Below are 16,881 nucleotides of genomic sequence, written 5' to 3'. Positions count from 1 at the left end.
TTTCCATCTCCCTAAGCACCTTAGTTACAAAATTTCGTCATCTTTCTTGTTAAATATGAACGCCCTCTTCAGCAATGTCTATTAGCATTTGAATAATATTTTGACATTCTATACCATTGAATAGCTCGCTCATAGCCTGTATAACAATGTCTTCATCCGACCAATTACTTATATTGCTTGTATTTGTGTAAATTCTTGTGTAAGATGCCCCTGGTCTTTTTGCTACTGCGCTTACTTTTTTTCCCTTACCTTCAAGTCTTGTTAATAGTGCTAATCTCTTTTGTGATTCTAATGGTCCAATTTCTAGCGTCAACTTCAATCTATTATCTTTCAAACGCTCAAACCACATAATTGCACAGTTATTTAACCACCAATTCCATTTTGGTGTACCAAATTGTTCTTCAAGTAGGCGGAACTCCGGCATAATAAATGATGGTAGCCGGTGATGAATATTATAAAAGCCTTCTTGAAACTTTTGTTCATGGACGAATAATTGAAAAGCATTAGCTAAAATATCCGCGTCTGTTTTGCTACTCTCTACCGCAACAATTTCAGAAGAATCTTCTTGCCCGTATACAAGCCCTTTTATAGTATCGCCTATAGCTGCCACCACTTGATTAAAATCAGCATTGTTATACATATCATTCATCACACGAAGAATTTCATCTTGATCTGCCCAATCACTTATTTTTTCATATCCTGCATAAATTCTTGTGTACATGGATCCAGATTCTTTAGATTTCGCTTTAATATTAATTCCATTCTCTTCTAACTTGCATAATAACTTTAATCTCTGTTTGTATTCCAGCGGTCCAACTTCAATGATAAGTTTCATACGTCCATCTGCTTTTCTTTCAAACCAAGTTATAAGAGCATTATTTAACCACCACTCATGGTTTGGAACACCAACAATTTCATCGAATTGTTTCCATTCTTCAAAAATGAAAGACGGGATTCGAATATGTTCATGATAGCAGTCTTCCGGTATTTGATTTTGATCTACAAATTGTAAGAATGCCTCTCTCATTACACTATTTCCTGCTTCATGAATAAAAGTGAGAGTTTCAGCATAAGTCATATAAATTTGGCGAAGATCTTCTTTTTCTTCAGCGTTTAATCTATTCACAGCATCTAGCAGTTCTCTATTAACAAACTTTCCAGCCACTTTCCCATCACCATTTAGGTATAAAAGATCCACAGCAGCTTTATGGTTTTTATATACTGCTAACGCTAGCTCAATATCTTCCTCATCACGAACAAGTTCTCCTTCTAATATATCAATATAGTAGGAAATAAAATCTTTAATCGTACTAGAAGTATACTCACTATAAATTTCTAATTGCCCTTTCAGGATATTTAATACATCCCCATAATCTAAAGTAAGATACGCCTCATGACTTGGCGCACTACCATCTAAACTTAAAAATATTGGAATGATAGTATACCCTTCATATTTCTTGTTAACAAACTTTAAGTAATTCTCCAATTGTCCATCTGATTCTAATGACTTATATTTATTTTCAATAAGAATTGCAACTTTCTGCGCCTCTGATATTGCTAAAATATCAATTCGTTTATTATTTTTCGTCTGTACTTCGCGGAACACTTCCAAATCTTGAAGAGACTGCTTATGTAATTTAATAAAATTATATTGACCGATTAACTCCTCATTCTCTGCTTTTACAAACGTTTTAGAAAGTATTTTATTTACAAACATAGAACTTAAATGATGATTCTCCGTAGGATCAAGTAACCAAGCAATCATATTAGAATGCCTAATCTCAAATTTATCTACCTTCAATATTTTAAAAGGATTAAAACGATTAAACTTACTATGTAACTTCTCAAACTCCATCGAATTATCTAAAAGTGATAAAATCTCAAAATTATAATCCATTCCCCACACCCGCCGTTTATAAATTTGTGAATCAATGCTCTTTAATAAGCATTTTAATAAGTCGTTATAAATTAATCATAACTCATAATGTGGCATTATTTATGTCACATATACTATCTCTTCAAACCGAACATTCATTAATCACTAAATTTAACCATCCCCCCATACCACCCACTACTCTCCTCCAAAAACACCCTCGTCTCCCCACTCCCCTTATAAAAACCCTCCCAACCCCGCTCCCTCAAAATCCCCTTCCAACTATCACTCTCAACCATCTTCTTAATCACACCATCCCAATAAGCAACCTCTTCCTCTGTCATATCTTTCGGGCCCATGATTCCTTTCCAGTGCTGGAAGATGACGTCGATTCCTTGTTCTTTCCATGTTGGGATTTCTGGTAGTCGGTCTAGTCGTTTTGGTGCGGATACGGCTAGTATTTTTATTTTGTCGGCTTTGTATTGTTTTTCGGCTTCGGATAGGGTCATGGTTGCGGCGTCTATTTGTTTGTTCGTTAGGGCATTTATGATTTTTTCTTTGTTTTCGTAGACGAAGAGTTGTAGTTCGGCAGGGTTTATGCCGAATGCTTTGCTTACTTGTACGAAGGATAGGTGATCGTCGTTTCCTAGGCCTGGGGCAACGCCGATTTTGAAGTTTTGCTTGTCTTGTTTTAGTTGTTCCATTAGTTCGTTTGCGTTATCTACGCTAGAGTCTTTTGAGACGACAACGACTTCCCAGTCCGATGCAAGTAGCGCGAGCGGTGTGAAGTCTTTATATGTTAGTTTACTGTGGCCTAGTAGGTTATTCGTTATGAGTAAGCTTGAGTTAATCGCCAGTACGTGACCGCCTTTTTGTTTCGTATATTTCCATCCGACGTCACCGCTGCCACCTACTTTGTTTGTGACCTTGATTGGTTTTGTGAAGATTTTTTCTTCTGTTAGTGTTTTTTGCATCGCTCGTGCTGTTAAGTCCCATCCTGCTCCTTGAACGTTTGGCGCAACGATTTCTACTTTGTCTATGTTTACTGTATTCGTTTGGGATTTTTCAGAGGAACAACCAGCTATTACTCCTGTCATGATCCATACACATAGTAATAATCGTTTTTTCATAGTCCTCGTCCTATTCGGTATTTTCGTTCTGGTCGTCCGATAATGCCGTATGTGTACTCTACTGTGCATTCATTTGTCGCTACTAAGTATTCTAAATATCTCCTTGCGGTTGTTCTGGAAGCACCCATTTGTTCTCCCATTTCTTCTATTGTAATGCCCTCTTCAAACCCTTTTATTATTCCTTTTACCTTTTGCAGTGTTAACGGATCAACACCTGTCGGTAAATTTTTTATGTCTTGTGTTTGTGAAGTACCGAAGAAGTTATCGATGAGTGTTTGATTCACTTCATTGTTACTATGTAATAGTTGCTTCTTTCTTTTATAGTCTTCAATTGTGCGAACGAATTTTTCTAATGTGACCGGTTTTATAAGGTAGTTACTTACGCCATTTCGAATCGCTTTTTCTAACATATGGTTTTCATTCGCTGCTGTTACCATAATGACATCAACGTTTGGAAAGTCAGCATGAATTTTCGGCAATAAGTCTGTTCCGATTCCGTCTGGTAAATAGTTATCTAATAGAAGTAAATCGATTTCTTCCTTTTGTAGTAGTTCCATCGTTTCTTTTGCGTTTAATGCTTTTCCGATCACTTTTACGTCCTTTATTTTTGATAAAAACTCCTCTTGTATTTGCGCGACGCGGAAATCATCTTCTGCAATTGCAACTTTCAACATATGCCCATCCCCCTGTTTGTTATGTACTTTCTCTCAATGTTTTCGGAAGGTAAATTGTAAAAATAGCTCCCCCATTTTTCTCGTTTTGAATTTCAATTGTTCCTTCTAGTAGATCTACCATTTCTTTCACGTTTGCTAGTCCGTAACCACGATCATTTCCTTTCGTTGAAAATCCTTTTTGAAAAATGGTCGTGATTTTTTCTGCCGGTACTCCTATCCCGCTATCTATCACTTCAAACACAATATCGTGCCCAATATCCGTAACAAAGAAAGAAACTCTCTTCTCCTCTTGTGTACTCACCGCATCAAATGCATTGTCGATTATGTTTCCAAGTATCGTAATAAGGTGCGAAACTTTTATATGTTCTGGTAACGGATGAAGCGCACTATCTCCTTCAATATGAAAATCAATTTTCTTCTCAGACGCTGTTGCGAGTTTTCCTAATAAAATAGCTTGTACTTTCGCATCGTGAATTTGATGGAATAAAATATGGTTTTGGCTTTGATGAATGTTAGATTCTTGTTGGATAAATTCAATCGCTTCTTTGTAATGCCCTAACTGTAATAAACCCGATAAGACGAAAAGCTTATTTGTAAATTCATGCGTTTGAGCACGCAAATCCTCTGAATACTTTCTTACCTCAGATATTGTATTCACAAGGTTTTGCAGTTCTGTTTTATCTCTAAAACTACATACAACTCCTACCGTACTGTTATTTTCAAGTATCGGTGTCATGTTTAAAATAAACACCTTATCTTGAAATGCGATTTCTTGATCATTTTTTAGTACTCTCTCCATATGAAATTCCGGTAAAACTTTTGAAATGTGCCGCTGCATATAATCGCCATTTATATGAAGCATTTCTTCTGCCGACGTATTCATCATCGTAATAAAACCGTTTTGATCAATGGCGATAATCCCCTCTTTTATAGAGAGTAGTATCGCGCTTCGCTCCCGGTATAACGCTGCGATTTCATTCGGCTCTAAACCGAGTGTATCTTTACGAATACTACGCGCTAAAAGAATGCCACCAACAATTCCGGCTAATAATACCGCTACGGAAAAGAGGATAATTTCTTTCGTTCTGCTCAGTATGTTAGATTCAATACCTTTTATTAAAAACTCTACTGTCACAACACCTACTACTTGATCGTAGTCTCCGTTCTGAACAATAATCGGTGCTTTCGCCATTAAAGCCGGGCCATTTACACCATTTCCTTCGAGCGTATAATAACCACCAAAAGTGAGTGCTTCATAGTTATATGGATTGTTACTCTTTGTACCAATTAGCTCCGAATTAGAATGCGAATACATAACTCCATAACGATCTTCCACAATTACATAATCCGCACCAGCTTGCTCACGAACTTGTTCCGCAATGGATTGAATGGTACTTTTATGCTCGTTATATTGAAAAGCATCTTTTATAGCTGGCATAAAAGAAAGAGATTTAGCCGTTTGCAGTGCTAGCTGCTCCACTTGGCGCTTCGTATCAACGGACTGAATGTAAACAAATATTCCTGCTAATAGGAGAACGACAAATAAAATTAACGTAATAATTAAGCTTACTATTTTCGTTTGCAATGATACTTTGCGTGATTTCTTCATATTTCATATCCTTTGATAAAATATTCAAAACTATCAATCTCCTTTTTCTATTATTATGACAAAACTGAAAATGAAGCAACTATTAAAAATATCCATGTACATAAAGTACAAAAAGAATAAAATTGTCATAATATTGAGATTTCAAATAAAGAACAGTACAATTCAAATACAATGAACACGCTTTCATATATAACTTTTATTACTAAGCACGAGGAGGAATGATTATGGCTCAAGCAAAATCTAACCGAGTCGCCGGCAATATTTTCAAAGGTTCTGTCGGCAATTTAATTGAATGGTACGACTGGTACGTTTACTCTGCTTTCGCTGTTTATTTTTCAGCAGAGTTCTTTCCTAAAGGAGATCCAACGAGTCAATTACTGAACACAGCAGCTATTTTCGCAGTTGGATTTTTAATGCGCCCTATCGGAAGTTTATTAATGGGACGTTATGCGGATCGGCACGGACGCCGGGCAGCATTAACGCTTTCGATTACGGTTATGGCCGGTGGTTCTTTAATTATCGCCTGTACACCTAGTTACGAAAGTATCGGTATTATGGCACCAATTATTTTAGTTCTTGCTCGTTTACTTCAAGGATTATCACTTGGCGGAGAGTACGGAACTTCCGCAACGTATTTATCTGAAATGGCTAGTAGTGGTCGCCGTGGTTTTTATTCAAGCTTCCAATATGTAACGCTCGTTGCTGGGCAAATGGTTGCGTTAGGTGTTCAAATTGTTCTTCAGCAATTACTAAGCGAACCAGATATGAAAGCTTGGGGATGGCGTATTCCATTCATTATTGGGGCGATGGGCGCAGTAGCTGTATTATGGCTTCGCCGCACGATGGATGAATCAGAGCAATTCTCAAACATAAAATCGCAAAAACGCGAAAGCGCAGGAACCATTAGCGCTCTTATGAAACATCCGAAAGCAGTATTAACAGTAGTCGGCCTAACACTCGGAGGCACTGTTGCATTTTATACGTACACAACATATTTACAAAAATTCATGGTAAACACAGTCGGTCTTCCGAAAGAAGTTGTAAGCTGGATTAACTTTGTCGCACTACTTATATTCGTCGTACTTCAACCGATTGCGGGGCTATTATCCGATAAAATTGGACGCCGCCCACTATTAATGGCTTTCGGTATTCTCGGAACGTTACTAACAGCACCGATCTTCTTCTTCATGGAAAAAACGACAGAACCAATCGTAGCATTTTTACTCATGATGGTCGGTCTCATTATCGTTACTGGCTACACATCGATTAACGCAATTGTAAAAGCTGAACTCTTCCCAACTGAAATTCGCGCACTCGGCGTAGGTTTACCATATGCACTAACCGTTGCGATATTCGGCGGAACAGCTGAGTTCATCGCATTATGGCTAAAGAGTATCGGAATGGAATCACTCTTCTACTTCTACGTAGCTGGATGTATCGCGATCAGCTTTATTACGTATTGGCGTATGGATGAGTCATCGAAGACTTCGCAGATTGAGGCGGAGCTTGGTGGTGGAGATAAACTAGCTAATAATAAGTCTAGTTAAAATTATGTATTCTATGTTCTTCGTTTATCTGAACTCGATTTACTTTATCTAAGAAAGCATAATTCATTCATATATAATTTAAAAACCTCTACTTATATGTAGAGGTTTTTGTATGACGAAAAAAACACGTATTATCGACAATTGCAAAAAGCCGGAGATTTTGCCGATGTAGAATCCATTGGTACTCACACCATGCGAAAAACCTTCGGCTATTGGTTCTATAAACAAACAAAAGATGTTGCTATGTTACAAGAAATTCTTAACCATAGCACACCACACATCACCCTGAAATATATTGGAATTAATAAAGAAGAAAAAGATAATATTCTTGATACATTTCAAATTTAATTTACTTAAAATTACTATTTCAATCATCATAAAAAAGACCTTTTATTTTAAAATAAAAGGTCTTTTTTATAAACATATATGTATTAAGATTTATATTTTTTTACTGTACAAGGAATAGTTACAATGTACAAATCTATAGCATAGATTGTAACCCAGATACCTTTACCTTCAGCTTCTAACTTTTTATCTAGTTGAGACAAATGCTCTGAAACTTTTCTTTTTCCCCATCTTCTAGGAAACCATTGAAAAACCTTAGGAACATTATATTTTTTATTATACCAAGTATTCAATCTCCAAAAAATGAAAAAAACCAAAACAATAATTATGATACGAAAAATATCAGAATATGAAATTCCTAAAACCATATTATATTTTCTCCATTTCCACTAAAACTCAGATAATTTACTTCTTAATTCTAATTCATCCTCTGTTTCGAAACCCTTAAATAATAAATGAATTATTTGATTATGATTAAAAAACACATTATATTCTTTTGATAAATTACCATGAGGATATGGACAAGAAACATAATCCCATAATTTATTATCAGCTTGTTGTTGCTTTCTTCCATAAATCATAAGAGGTTGATTAATTTCTTCTATAAGAACTACAGAACCAATTGGTAATTTTGGTATATGTATATTTCCTATACAAAACTCCTCCTAAATAAACTAATCATTATTTTAAAAATAAAGATGTAATTTTATAAAAAATAAAAAAGGCTAATGGCATCACTATTCCAAAAATTAGAGATAATATCAGTTTCTCTTTAAAAGTAGCATCTGCTCCAAACCAAAGAGCTAATAAACTAGAAGGAACAGCAATAAGACCGAAAATAATTAAAAGCTTTTTAAACACCTGCAATGAAAGCAAAAAACTTCCCCCCTTATAAATTATAACATCCTAACCCTTTTCTCTACTTTTCTACTCCAAGTTTTATTCCTAAACCAATACCAAGACCAACACTGAATTCATTTTTCAATCCAAATTTGGCCTCTCCACCTATACCTCCACCAAATTGAGCTTTAACTTCATCCCTTAACAACTGTTCATGAATTGTAAAATCTCCTGCTTTAAAACCAGCATCTATCAATGCACCTTTTGCTTCTCCACCAATTTTATCAAAGGATGTTAAATCCCTCAAAAAAGTATTTACATTTTTGGGTAGTTGTATGTCAGTTTCATAATTCAACACTTTAGCAAAAACATTACTTTTTTTATCTGGATCCCCAACCACTACACCAGATTCCTTAAAAATGAAATGATTATTTGAATCAACTTTCGTATTAAACATACTATTTATTTTAGAAGAAATATAATTATCATCTGATTTCCCTGGATTTCCACTCAAAATCCCATCTTTTGACCTTTCTTGAATCATATTATCAACTTTACGATTTTTATCCTCTGTAATTTTGTTAATAGCGCCCGTCCAATCCATATTTAACCCTTGTGTACTAAATGTACCACTTACAGAACTAAATCCTTTTCCACTTTGAACTTCCATAAGACCATTAGCAATACTCGCTGCTAGTTGAAGAGCCGTACTATAGTTATTACTGGATGTATATTCAAATTCATGTAAATGCTCTAGTTTTTCTTCAAGCTTTTTTCTCATCGCAACTAAAACAGCCACAAGTGCATCTATTCCAGGCATTGGTGTAACGGCATTCATCATTTCTATACTTGCAATCGATTTATTAATTTCTTGAATTTGTTCTCTTATTTCTTGTTCAATGACATCCGTTGAAGCTACCTTTGATTGAAATTGACTTGGAAAGGCATTGTTTTGTCGGATGTATTGCCGCAACCAGATAAATTGAATACTAAAGCGCCACCTAAAATACATGTAGTAAATTTTTTCAACATCTCTTTTTATCCCCCAATAACACGATATATAAATTCCTTACTTATCATAGCAAAAAATACACTCTTAAATTGTTGCACCTTGTCGAATGATTAAGAATAATCAATTGTTTTTATTGCATATAAAAAACATGATCTTGATGTAGTACCAAGATCATGTTTTACGTTGATGTTATTTATAAAACACTTTATTCACATTATACTTCGCTTGAAATTCGTTAATCATATATGTTTCGTAAATTCCTCTTTCCATCGGATTTTCTACAATACATACATCAATACGATACACTTCATCACGATGATTTTTAATTGGTGATACATTATCTTCAAAAAATCCCACACCGGCACCCACGCTCCCTACAAAAGAAAGAAACACCTTCAATTTGTCGTTTACATCTACATACTACAGACTGGGTGTTCTATCCTTGTCTCACTTTATTGGGTCACTCCAAATTATGCAAATTCAATCGGTGTATTCTTACTCATGATGATCGGTGCTACACATCGATTAACGCAATTGTAAAAGCAGAACTCTTCCCAACTGAAATCCGCGCACTTGGCGTAGGTTTACCATATGCACTAACAGTTGCGATATTCGGCGGAACAGCTGAGTTCATCGCATTATGGCTAAAGAGTATCGGAATGGAATCACTATTCTACTTCTACGTAGCTGGATGTATCGCGATCAGCTTTATTACGTATTGGCGTATGGATGAGTCATCGAAGACTTCGCAGATTGAGGCGGAGCTTGGTGGTGGGGATAGTTTAGTTAATAATAAATCTAGTTAAAATTACGTATTCTATGTTCTTCGTTTACCTGAACTCGATAAATCTCTTTCTTGGCAGAGTAAAGATGTTGTTGGTGCTTTAGAGGTAAGATTAGGATTTACCATTGATGTAAAGGTAACTGTGAATGGAGCGCCACAATACAAAGTACATAACAGCAAGGGTAAAAGATACTATGTATCAGCAATTGAAGCCTATTTGTATGTAAAGTAAGAGGTACAAAAGGGCATCCACTTAAATGATACTTTTTAATTTAAATCAACAAAAGAGACCGCAAATGTTAGGTCTCTTTTGTTGATCATTCTCCATATGTAACTTTCTCTTCACTTACTCCAAGCTAGATAACATGGTTCATTGAAATATTCAATCTTAAAGAAGGCTTGTTCTTCAAAAAATTCATTTCTTGCCCTCAGAATCTAGCAAAGTAGCTATTCAATAAATTTTTTCTCTGAATCCAAAAATTTATAAAACCTATTTAATAAATCTTCTTTCGTAGTTGGGGTATCTTGGGGCATATAAGTAATAAAACTTGTCATATCTTCAGGATAATCATGTCTATCATAAAACTCTGCAATTCTATTTAATAGTTCATCCTCATCAGTAATCTTTTCTTTTAACTTAGATAAGTAAACGAATCTGAGTTTACTTATCTCATTCTGTAATTCTTCACTATTTTCTTCTAGATTAGGAAAGTGGAAATCTTTAATTTCAAACAAAATTTTATCTAAATCACTAGAATCTATTCCCCAAGCTAGTTCATTAACAAAAGCTTCATCATCACCGGCTTCCATTAGTTCCACCGCATAATCAGAAATGACATTCGGTTCGAAATATTTTTTATTTACACCGGTGTAAATAGTTTTCCAATCATACTTAAGACCTTTGTTCTTAAAATCTATTAAATCCATATAATTCTCCTTTTACTTTTTGGAACTTGATTTGGTTTCCCTGTAACAGTACCATTTTCAATAAATCTTCTATGACTTACATTTCCATTTGGTTCAACAATCCACTCAAAGACACCTTTTTTACCACCGTTTCTTCCTTCTATTTGGAAGAATCTTCTACTAATAAAATCATATTGTGGAAATTCCCCTCTAAATCCTTAATGATTTATTCATATTTTGAATTCCCCTATCACATAAGTAATATCATTTCTTATTAAATTTACTGTGTATCAGTTCAAAGAATTTATTTGCACCAAGTGAAATTGCGCCAATAATAAGAACACCAATAATAAAATAAATCTTTTTAAATAAGTTGTAAGGAGATAAAATAGCAACTACAAGAAGTATTATAATTGCAACGAATGTGACTAATTTTCCAACTTTAAATGCTTGCATATCAGCTTTCCTCCTTCTGGATAAAAACAGCCAATATAGTCATACATCCCAGGTTCTTTAACCATAAGTTTTTGTTTCCTTCCATAAATCACAATACTTAACATTCAATAAACCTCTTTAAAAGGTTTCCTGTGTTCTACCCCCATCTTCTATATGCTTCCTTAAATAATAATACCTATGGAGTTCCATAATGAAATGAAACAAAATAAACGAAAGCATGGAGTATACACACATTAATACAATTGCTACCATCTTTTGTGTTGCAAAACCAAGACTGATATTAGCAATGAGTTGACCCAATCCTACAAAAGCCACTACTCCAAAACCAGAGTTTTTTTTCGATGACTTTGATTTTTTGATTGGTTCCTGAAGTTTTTTTATATGATTTTTATAATAATAATTCAAAGCAAAAATATACAAACCAACCGAAAAAATAAAATAGATGGGAGTTTGTAATCCTAACATTCCATATGCAAACTTTTGGGTTATAACTAATAATCCTACTGAACATACGATGCCAAATACCCCACGAAATAGAGTGTATTGTAATTGCCGCTTCCTAGGATTTATAACAATCCATATTGCCCATACATTTAAAAAAGCAACTGGTGGAACTATTATGTACATATATATCGGTTGAACAGGATTCGCAAAAGCAGGTAAAAGCACAAATATATCTGCTATCCCAATCACAAGAGTAATTATAGTCGATCTTATATCATTTACAGCATAAAGAGCCATATAATATTCAAAAACTTTTTTATTAAAATCTGTGTTTTTTTTCATGTTAATTAAACCACCCCGCTACTGTTGACCAAGCTTTTTTCGAACCCGTTTTCACCATATCCTTAATACTATTATCTTCACCCTCACCATCTAAATCAACATCTCATTTTACACCTTCTGTGAAATATTATTCCCTTCTCGAAAAGGAGATCAACCCATTAATAAGATCTAGACTTATCAAAAATTTAAAAAGCCGGAGATTTTGCCAATGTAGAATCTATTGGGACCCACACTATGCGAAAAACCTTCGGTTATTGGTTCTATAAACAAACAAAAGACGTGGCTATGTTACAGGAAATATTAAATCACAGCACACCACAAATCACACTAAAATACATTGGTATCAACAAAGAAGAAAAAGATAATATTCTTGATACATTTCAAATTTAATTTATTTAGAATTACTATTTTTTAAATTATATTTTCGAAAGAACGTTAGATTATACATTTTTTCTTTGTTATATTTAAAGAATAATTGGAGTATTAAAATCAACTGATAGAGGTGTTTGTGTGGAATTATTTGAGTATTATAAAAAAAAGGGGAAGTTTAAGTGTTTAATTGGAACTGGTCTTTTTCTTTATGGATTAATTGGTATGTATAATACTTGGGGTAATATTAATTGGGGACCAGTAATCTTAATTATTATAGCTTCTCTTGTATTTTTTAGTATTGGATTTTGGCAATTAAGAAAAGGAAATTTACTAGAAAAAAATATAGTTAAAAATGATTTAACATTTTGGGATATTGATACTTATGTTTTGTTAGAATTACCCGGCAATAATAAACATTTAGGTTTATATACTCCTGATGGAAGATATGTAGCAGGAACAAAGATGATTTCTTCAACATTACCTATTTTAAAAAATAAAGAAGTTTTTGGATTGGAAGCAAGTGATGGAGAAATTCTTGCATATTTTCAAAGTGAAGTTGAAAATTATGATTGGGCTATTTATGATTCCAATTATAATTGTATAGGTATGTTTAAAGAAAATATGATACAAGGATTTGGAATGGTACGTGGTTCTTTGATGAATGAAAAAGCGATAAAAATTTCTGAGATAGAAGTGGAATTTGATTTTTTCGAAACATCTTTTCATACAATGGATGATCGTATATTAATAAACTGCAAGAGGGGATATATGCCTTTAGAATGGAGTGAAAGATTCGGATTAAATGTACCTATTATTAAATTAGGTAATAATATTTCTAATGCTGAAAAGATATTTGGTTTAGGTATTCTTATTTATATTTTAGAAACTATTAAAGTAAGAAAAAGTAGAATTTTTAATGATTAGAATTAAATTATTATAAAATTTATTAAATGTTTTATTAAGAATCGAATCACCAAAAGTGAAAGTAGCTCCAAAATCAATTTTTATTGTATATTTTGGAGCTACTTTACGTTTACTTCTTAAAATTAATAAGCATGTATTACCAAAACCAACTAGAAATAGAATTGGCAAACGGGTAAAGCCCAATTGCCATTTTTTATAGCTTTGTATGTATTTGAATTCCTTTTGCTTTCTCTTCTTCACCCTTCACACGTACAATTAAATCATATGATCCGGGTTTTGGCGCTTCAAAAGAAAGCAAACCTTCTTTTTGAGAAGTGACTTCTTCTTCATAAATGACCTTATCATTTTTTGTGACTTGCAATAAAATCGTACCTTCTTCAACTGCTGCCTCATAAGGAATTTCCACATTTCCTTTTTCAGCTTTAAGAGTTTGTACATCATAATACCCCTGCAAAGAACCAATTGTTAAAGTCGTTTCGCCATTTTTTTGAACCTTTGTGACTTTTGTTGCTGTATTACATGCGCTTAACAATACAACAAGAGTGAAAATGAGAAATGAACGAAGCAATTTCATAGAGAGTCCCCTTCCTTTAAATATATGTATTAACATTCATCCATTAACTATTTCAAAAACACTAACAGTTTAAAAGAATCACCGTTTTTCTTCAACTTCTTTTTTAAATAATTTTTGAAACTCTAATTCTGTTTCATTAATAAAACCAAGATGTAAAACACTAGAAATATCTTCATGATTCAAAAAGAAATTATACTCCGAAGAAATATTACCATGGGGAAAATAACAACATACATAATCCCATGTTCTTTTTGTTTCAGAATCCATCTGTTTTCTTCCATAAATCATTAATGGATGTTCCCAATCTTTAAACATTACAACAGAACCTATTGGAATCCACACCATGCGCAAAACCTTTGGCTATTGGTTCTATAAACAAAAGATGTCGCTATGTTGCAAGAAATACTCAATCATAGCACTTCACAAATTACCCTTAAATATATTGGAATCTCCAAGGAAAAGATACTCTTTTTGAAATTCATTTTCATACCAAATCTCATTGGTTTCTATAAGCCCGCAAATTGATTCGTCCCTTTCTGTATCTAACAAATAAGAGTCAACTCCATAAAGTACTAGCCCGTTAAAATCTAATCCATTTACAGTTTTAAGAAACTCCTCATATTCACTCGGTAGGTCAACATTAAAACTCTCTTTCATGCGTTCTCTTAATTTCTGAACTTCACTATCTGTTACTGGTGTATTCAGTTTATCATTAAAACTTTTCTCTATTTTTTCAATTTCTAAAATCAGATTTTTCCACATATAAATTTCACCATTGCTTCAGCTTGAATCAGTTCAAAAATTTCTTTTTCATTTCCCTCATAATTGTTTAACATTCTTAGAATTCCTAAAACCTTTGCATCCATGTCACTAACTCCTATCAATTATTTTAGGACTTTCTTTTACATGTCCGCTTTTGAATCCCATACCTCTACAAATTCAAAGCCTTTTAAATCACTCTCTAAAACTGCATTTCTAAATTCGTCAGACACTAAAACAGTAGAGGAGTGTAATCTTTGATTTAAATAGGTTTTAAATATTATCTGCCCTTCAACTATATTAGGCAAAAATGCGTATTTTTCGAAACCTATTATTAATCCTGTACTTAGTTTTTCAAAAACTGCTTTATTGTAGTCAATTGCATCAATTGTATTTAAAACGTTTATTAGGTAATAAACTTCACCTGTAACATCATGGGTTAGCGGAAGGAACTCAACATTATTACAAATTAGAGGTTCTAATACCTCTTTTGCTTTTCTACTAACCATTGGCGTGCCAAGTTCCCCCCAGAACATAGGACAATTACTATGGTCATCTCCTTCTACACATTCAACAAGAATTTCTCCCCATGAATCAGATAGCTTTATTGCCAAATCAATTTTTTCATCGAAATATTTTTTACGGTCTTCTTTCAAATTTAATAGTTGAAAAGATTTATAGTTATCAAATAAACTTTTTAATTGCCAAATTTTCATACCTTTTACTCCTTTATAATTCAATTAGTAAAACAATTAAGATTATTTAGGTTGATTTAGTTTTAAACTACCGTCCAATAACCTTTCTCTTATATTCTGCAAAGCTGCAACTGCATCTGCTTGATTACCCCCAAAGCGTTTAACTTCGCTTAATACTCTGTATACTTCTCTTATATACTCTGGACTATGATTACCTATATGTAATGCTTCAGTAGTTACATAATCGTTCACTTTATATGGTAAAAATACCCCACGAAATAGAGTGTATTGTAATTGTCGTTTCCGAGGATTGATAGCAATCCATATCGCCCACAAATTTAAAAAAATAACTGGAGGAGTTACTATATATACATAGAGTGATCGAAAAGGATTCGCAAAAGCAGGCAAAAGAACAAACACATCTGTCCCCAAAAGGACAAGAACAATTACGTGGACTCTTATTTCATTTACAGGATAAAGAGCCATATAATGTGCAAAAGCTTTCTTATTAAAATCTATACTTTTTTTCATGTTAATTAACCCACCCTGCTACTGTTCCAATCGGTAAAAGTTTCATAGCTATTCATTCTCCTTTTTTCTAAATTTATCCATAATATTATGAGCAACTATATTCCATAGTAAAGAAAGTACGGTAACAAAAAGTACAGCTAAAGAAAAATAAATCCTATCCTTCCATGCATCATGTACAATCATGCCCAGTATAATCATTATTAACGCACCAACACATATAACTATTTTTGAAAATTTTCGCATTCTATTATCTCGATTCCTTCTCAAATTTAAATGAAACTCCCCCGCCATAACCGTTAGGTGAAGTTGCGGAAAACCCTGATTCTTCACCTGCGCGGAATCTATAACCATACCCGCCTATTATAATTTCACCTTTAATACATAATGAGCAAAATATATATTGGTTAATTTCACCAAACGCATTACAATATATTATTCCGAACTTTTAAACACTTTATCTTTCTATTGAATATTCTACTTTTACTTACTTTACAAGATTTTATGCAAAAAAGACCACCAAAAGGCAGTCTCAAAACTCAATCCTATTCCCCATCCCGCACTCCACCGCTTTCTCATACAAATACTTCGCGACGATGATATCTACTACTGCCAAACCAAATGATTTGAAAATAGTAATCTCTTCATCATTTTCGTGTCCAGCTTTTTCCCCGCTTATAATTTGTACAAGTTCGGCGTGGAGATTGCTAGTTTTATCAGAATTTGAAGGTCACCTGTTTCTAAATCACATTCAATTAAGCAATCCTACAAATGCCTCTTCTTCCTCATCTATAAAACCTACAAATATAATTTCTTCAATAGCATCATGATTAAATACAAATGTATAATCAGGATCAATATATCCTTCAGGATAAAAACAGCCTATGTAGTCATACATAACCGGTTCTTCAACCATAAGTAGTTGTTTTCTCCCATAAATTACAACCTTTTTTGTCCCTCCTTTTAACAGAACAATAGAGCCATTTGGTAACAGCTTTTCTTTAGAAAATTGCATAATTCTCCGCCCTTTCTTATACGGCTGATATATTTTTCAAAGATTATTTGAA

The 16,881-nt window shown here is 33.6% G+C and carries 17 protein-coding genes and 10 pseudogenes; 7 read left to right on the top strand and 20 right to left on the bottom strand.

What is annotated here, in order from left to right; translation table 11 throughout:
* Nucleotides 1–49: 49 nt before the first annotated feature.
* The 4 genes from DN410_RS10540 to DN410_RS10525 form a co-directional block, all read right to left on the bottom strand.
* Nucleotides 50–1,897, bottom strand: a complete 1,848-nt coding sequence (locus DN410_RS10540) for a PDDEXK-like family protein (RefSeq protein ID WP_149176446.1) — start codon at nt 1,895–1,897, stop codon at nt 50–52.
* Between the two features lie 137 nt (nt 1,898–2,034).
* Nucleotides 2,035–3,003, bottom strand: coding sequence for a tripartite tricarboxylate transporter substrate binding protein (locus tag DN410_RS10535; RefSeq protein ID WP_149176561.1), 969 nt, complete (start codon nt 3,001–3,003; stop codon nt 2,035–2,037).
* Nucleotides 3,000–3,677, bottom strand: coding sequence for a response regulator (locus DN410_RS10530; RefSeq protein ID WP_061687431.1), 678 nt, complete (start codon nt 3,675–3,677; stop codon nt 3,000–3,002). The genes DN410_RS10535 and DN410_RS10530 overlap by 4 nt, the downstream gene beginning before the upstream one ends.
* A 19-nt stretch (nt 3,678–3,696) precedes the next feature.
* Nucleotides 3,697–5,286, bottom strand: coding sequence for an ATP-binding protein (locus DN410_RS10525; protein WP_149176445.1), 1,590 nt, complete (start codon nt 5,284–5,286; stop codon nt 3,697–3,699).
* Nucleotides 5,287–5,510: 224 nt separating this feature from the next.
* On the opposite strand from DN410_RS10525, the gene DN410_RS10520 reads away from it, so the two are divergent.
* Complete coding sequence (locus tag DN410_RS10520) at nt 5,511–6,833, top strand: MFS transporter (RefSeq protein ID WP_000035832.1); 1,323 nt, start codon at nt 5,511–5,513, stop codon at nt 6,831–6,833.
* A 132-nt stretch (nt 6,834–6,965) separates the two neighbouring features.
* A pseudogene (locus DN410_RS10515) lies at nt 6,966–7,181 on the top strand (tyrosine-type recombinase/integrase); the annotation flags it as partial.
* Nucleotides 7,182–7,264: 83 nt separating this feature from the next.
* Here DN410_RS10515 and DN410_RS10510 read toward each other — a convergent pair.
* From DN410_RS10510 to DN410_RS10490, 5 genes and pseudogenes are all read right to left on the bottom strand, one after another.
* Entirely contained in the window at nt 7,265–7,546 is a 282-nt protein-coding gene (locus DN410_RS10510; protein ID WP_000242739.1) for a hypothetical protein, read from the bottom strand.
* A gap of 21 nt (nt 7,547–7,567) precedes the next feature.
* Nucleotides 7,568–7,831 carry a DUF4176 domain-containing protein gene (locus tag DN410_RS10505; RefSeq protein ID WP_098412890.1) on the bottom strand — a complete coding sequence of 88 codons (264 nt, stop codon included), beginning with the start codon at nt 7,829–7,831 and terminating at the stop codon, nt 7,568–7,570.
* A gap of 28 nt (nt 7,832–7,859) precedes the next feature.
* On the bottom strand, nt 7,860–8,054 hold the full coding sequence (locus tag DN410_RS10500) for a hypothetical protein (RefSeq protein ID WP_149176443.1): 195 nt from the start codon (nt 8,052–8,054) through the stop codon (nt 7,860–7,862).
* Nucleotides 8,055–8,529: 475 nt separating this feature from the next.
* Nucleotides 8,530–8,985: pseudogene (locus tag DN410_RS10495) on the bottom strand (hypothetical protein); the annotation flags it as partial.
* Nucleotides 8,986–9,219: 234 nt separating this feature from the next.
* Nucleotides 9,220–9,378 (bottom strand): annotated as a pseudogene (locus DN410_RS10490) (GIY-YIG nuclease family protein); the annotation flags it as partial.
* Between the two features lie 167 nt (nt 9,379–9,545).
* Between DN410_RS10490 and DN410_RS10485 the strand changes: the two are divergent.
* Both DN410_RS10485 and DN410_RS28405 read left to right on the top strand, forming a co-directional pair.
* Nucleotides 9,546–9,836, top strand: a pseudogene (locus tag DN410_RS10485) (alpha-ketoglutarate transporter); the annotation flags it as partial.
* A gap of 48 nt (nt 9,837–9,884) precedes the next feature.
* A pseudogene (locus tag DN410_RS28405) lies at nt 9,885–10,046 on the top strand (N-acetylmuramoyl-L-alanine amidase); the annotation flags it as partial.
* 215 nt (nt 10,047–10,261) lie between these two features.
* Here DN410_RS28405 and DN410_RS10475 read toward each other — a convergent pair.
* The 4 genes and pseudogenes from DN410_RS10475 to DN410_RS10460 all read right to left on the bottom strand — a co-directional run bounded on the left by DN410_RS10475 (nt 10,262) and on the right by DN410_RS10460 (nt 11,962).
* A complete protein-coding gene (locus DN410_RS10475) occupies nt 10,262–10,741 on the bottom strand; it encodes a DUF2247 family protein (RefSeq protein ID WP_000364132.1) in 480 nt (159 codons plus the stop codon).
* A 243-nt stretch (nt 10,742–10,984) separates the two neighbouring features.
* Complete coding sequence (locus DN410_RS10470; protein ID WP_001147552.1) at nt 10,985–11,176, bottom strand: hypothetical protein; 192 nt, start codon at nt 11,174–11,176, stop codon at nt 10,985–10,987.
* A gap of 11 nt (nt 11,177–11,187) precedes the next feature.
* Nucleotides 11,188–11,271, bottom strand: a pseudogene (locus tag DN410_RS10465) (DUF4176 domain-containing protein); the annotation flags it as partial.
* A gap of 22 nt (nt 11,272–11,293) precedes the next feature.
* Nucleotides 11,294–11,962, bottom strand: a complete 669-nt coding sequence (locus DN410_RS10460) for a hypothetical protein (RefSeq protein WP_149176441.1) — start codon at nt 11,960–11,962, stop codon at nt 11,294–11,296.
* Between the two features lie 127 nt (nt 11,963–12,089).
* On the opposite strand from DN410_RS10460, the pseudogene DN410_RS10455 reads away from it, so the two are divergent.
* Nucleotides 12,090–12,352, top strand: a pseudogene (locus DN410_RS10455) (tyrosine-type recombinase/integrase); the annotation flags it as partial.
* A 120-nt stretch (nt 12,353–12,472) separates the two neighbouring features.
* Entirely contained in the window at nt 12,473–13,258 is a 786-nt protein-coding gene (locus tag DN410_RS10450; RefSeq protein ID WP_149176440.1) for an ABC transporter ATP-binding protein, read from the top strand.
* A 193-nt stretch (nt 13,259–13,451) separates the two neighbouring features.
* Here DN410_RS10450 and DN410_RS10445 read toward each other — a convergent pair whose 3' ends face one another.
* Both DN410_RS10445 and DN410_RS10440 read right to left on the bottom strand, forming a co-directional pair.
* A complete protein-coding gene (locus DN410_RS10445) occupies nt 13,452–13,832 on the bottom strand; it encodes a BA_1872 family lipoprotein (protein ID WP_149176439.1) in 381 nt (126 codons plus the stop codon).
* A gap of 78 nt (nt 13,833–13,910) precedes the next feature.
* The gene (locus DN410_RS10440; protein WP_098584644.1) at nt 13,911–14,177 is read right to left on the bottom strand and encodes a DUF4176 domain-containing protein; all 267 of its coding nucleotides are present in this window, start codon (nt 14,175–14,177) and stop codon (nt 13,911–13,913) included.
* On the opposite strand from DN410_RS10440, the pseudogene DN410_RS10435 reads away from it, so the two are divergent.
* A pseudogene (locus tag DN410_RS10435) lies at nt 14,155–14,357 on the top strand (hypothetical protein); the annotation flags it as partial. The gene DN410_RS10440 and the pseudogene DN410_RS10435 sit on opposite strands and share 23 nt — an antisense overlap.
* Here the strand turns inward: DN410_RS10435 and DN410_RS10430 are convergent.
* The 5 genes and pseudogenes from DN410_RS10430 to DN410_RS10405 all read right to left on the bottom strand — a co-directional run.
* A pseudogene (locus DN410_RS10430) lies at nt 14,271–14,594 on the bottom strand (YrhA family protein); the annotation flags it as partial. The pseudogenes DN410_RS10435 and DN410_RS10430 sit on opposite strands and share 87 nt — an antisense overlap.
* A gap of 140 nt (nt 14,595–14,734) precedes the next feature.
* Nucleotides 14,735–15,307 (bottom strand): imm11 family protein, encoded by a 573-nt coding sequence (locus DN410_RS10425; protein WP_149176438.1) that lies wholly within the window; start codon nt 15,305–15,307, stop codon nt 14,735–14,737.
* Between the two features lie 42 nt (nt 15,308–15,349).
* Nucleotides 15,350–15,817, bottom strand: a complete 468-nt coding sequence (locus DN410_RS28745) for an AHH domain-containing protein (protein WP_149176437.1) — start codon at nt 15,815–15,817, stop codon at nt 15,350–15,352.
* 529 nt (nt 15,818–16,346) lie between these two features.
* A pseudogene (locus DN410_RS10410) lies at nt 16,347–16,529 on the bottom strand (ornithine cyclodeaminase family protein); the annotation flags it as partial.
* Nucleotides 16,530–16,565: 36 nt separating this feature from the next.
* On the bottom strand, nt 16,566–16,829 hold the full coding sequence (locus tag DN410_RS10405; protein ID WP_001160636.1) for a DUF4176 domain-containing protein: 264 nt from the start codon (nt 16,827–16,829) through the stop codon (nt 16,566–16,568).
* Nucleotides 16,830–16,881 lie beyond the last annotated feature (52 nt).

The organism is Bacillus sp. SH5-2 (assembly GCF_008368905.1).
GTDB lineage: Bacteria > Bacillota > Bacilli > Bacillales > Bacillaceae_G > Bacillus_A > Bacillus_A luti.
This window is presented reverse-complemented; position numbering and strand designations above follow the sequence as displayed.

Excerpts from the sequence above, each read along its gene's own strand:
- DN410_RS10535 (WP_149176561.1), bottom strand. The coding sequence starts at position 3,003 with ATGAAAAAACGATTATTACTATGTGTATGGATCATGACAGGAGTAATA.
- DN410_RS10530 (WP_061687431.1), bottom strand. The coding sequence starts at position 3,677 with ATGTTGAAAGTTGCAATTGCAGAAGATGATTTCCGCGTCGCGCAAATA.
- DN410_RS28745 (WP_149176437.1), bottom strand. The coding sequence starts at position 15,817 with ATGAAAAAAAGTATAGATTTTAATAAGAAAGCTTTTGCACATTATATG.
- DN410_RS10460 (WP_149176441.1), bottom strand. The coding sequence starts at position 11,962 with ATGAAAAAAAACACAGATTTTAATAAAAAAGTTTTTGAATATTATATG.
- DN410_RS10445 (WP_149176439.1), bottom strand. The coding sequence starts at position 13,832 with ATGAAATTGCTTCGTTCATTTCTCATTTTCACTCTTGTTGTATTGTTA.
- DN410_RS10525 (WP_149176445.1), bottom strand. The coding sequence starts at position 5,286 with ATGAAGAAATCACGCAAAGTATCATTGCAAACGAAAATAGTAAGCTTA.
- DN410_RS10470 (WP_001147552.1), bottom strand. The coding sequence starts at position 11,176 with ATGCAAGCATTTAAAGTTGGAAAATTAGTCACATTCGTTGCAATTATA.
- DN410_RS10510 (WP_000242739.1), bottom strand. The coding sequence starts at position 7,546 with ATGGTTTTAGGAATTTCATATTCTGATATTTTTCGTATCATAATTATT.
- DN410_RS10425 (WP_149176438.1), bottom strand. The coding sequence starts at position 15,307 with ATGAAAATTTGGCAATTAAAAAGTTTATTTGATAACTATAAATCTTTT.
- DN410_RS10440 (WP_098584644.1), bottom strand. The coding sequence starts at position 14,177 with ATGGTGTGGATTCCAATAGGTTCTGTTGTAATGTTTAAAGATTGGGAA.
- DN410_RS10475 (WP_000364132.1), bottom strand. The coding sequence starts at position 10,741 with ATGGATTTAATAGATTTTAAGAACAAAGGTCTTAAGTATGATTGGAAA.
- DN410_RS10405 (WP_001160636.1), bottom strand. The coding sequence starts at position 16,829 with ATGCAATTTTCTAAAGAAAAGCTGTTACCAAATGGCTCTATTGTTCTG.
- DN410_RS10520 (WP_000035832.1), top strand. The coding sequence starts at position 5,511 with ATGGCTCAAGCAAAATCTAACCGAGTCGCCGGCAATATTTTCAAAGGT.
- DN410_RS10540 (WP_149176446.1), bottom strand. The coding sequence starts at position 1,897 with ATGGATTATAATTTTGAGATTTTATCACTTTTAGATAATTCGATGGAG.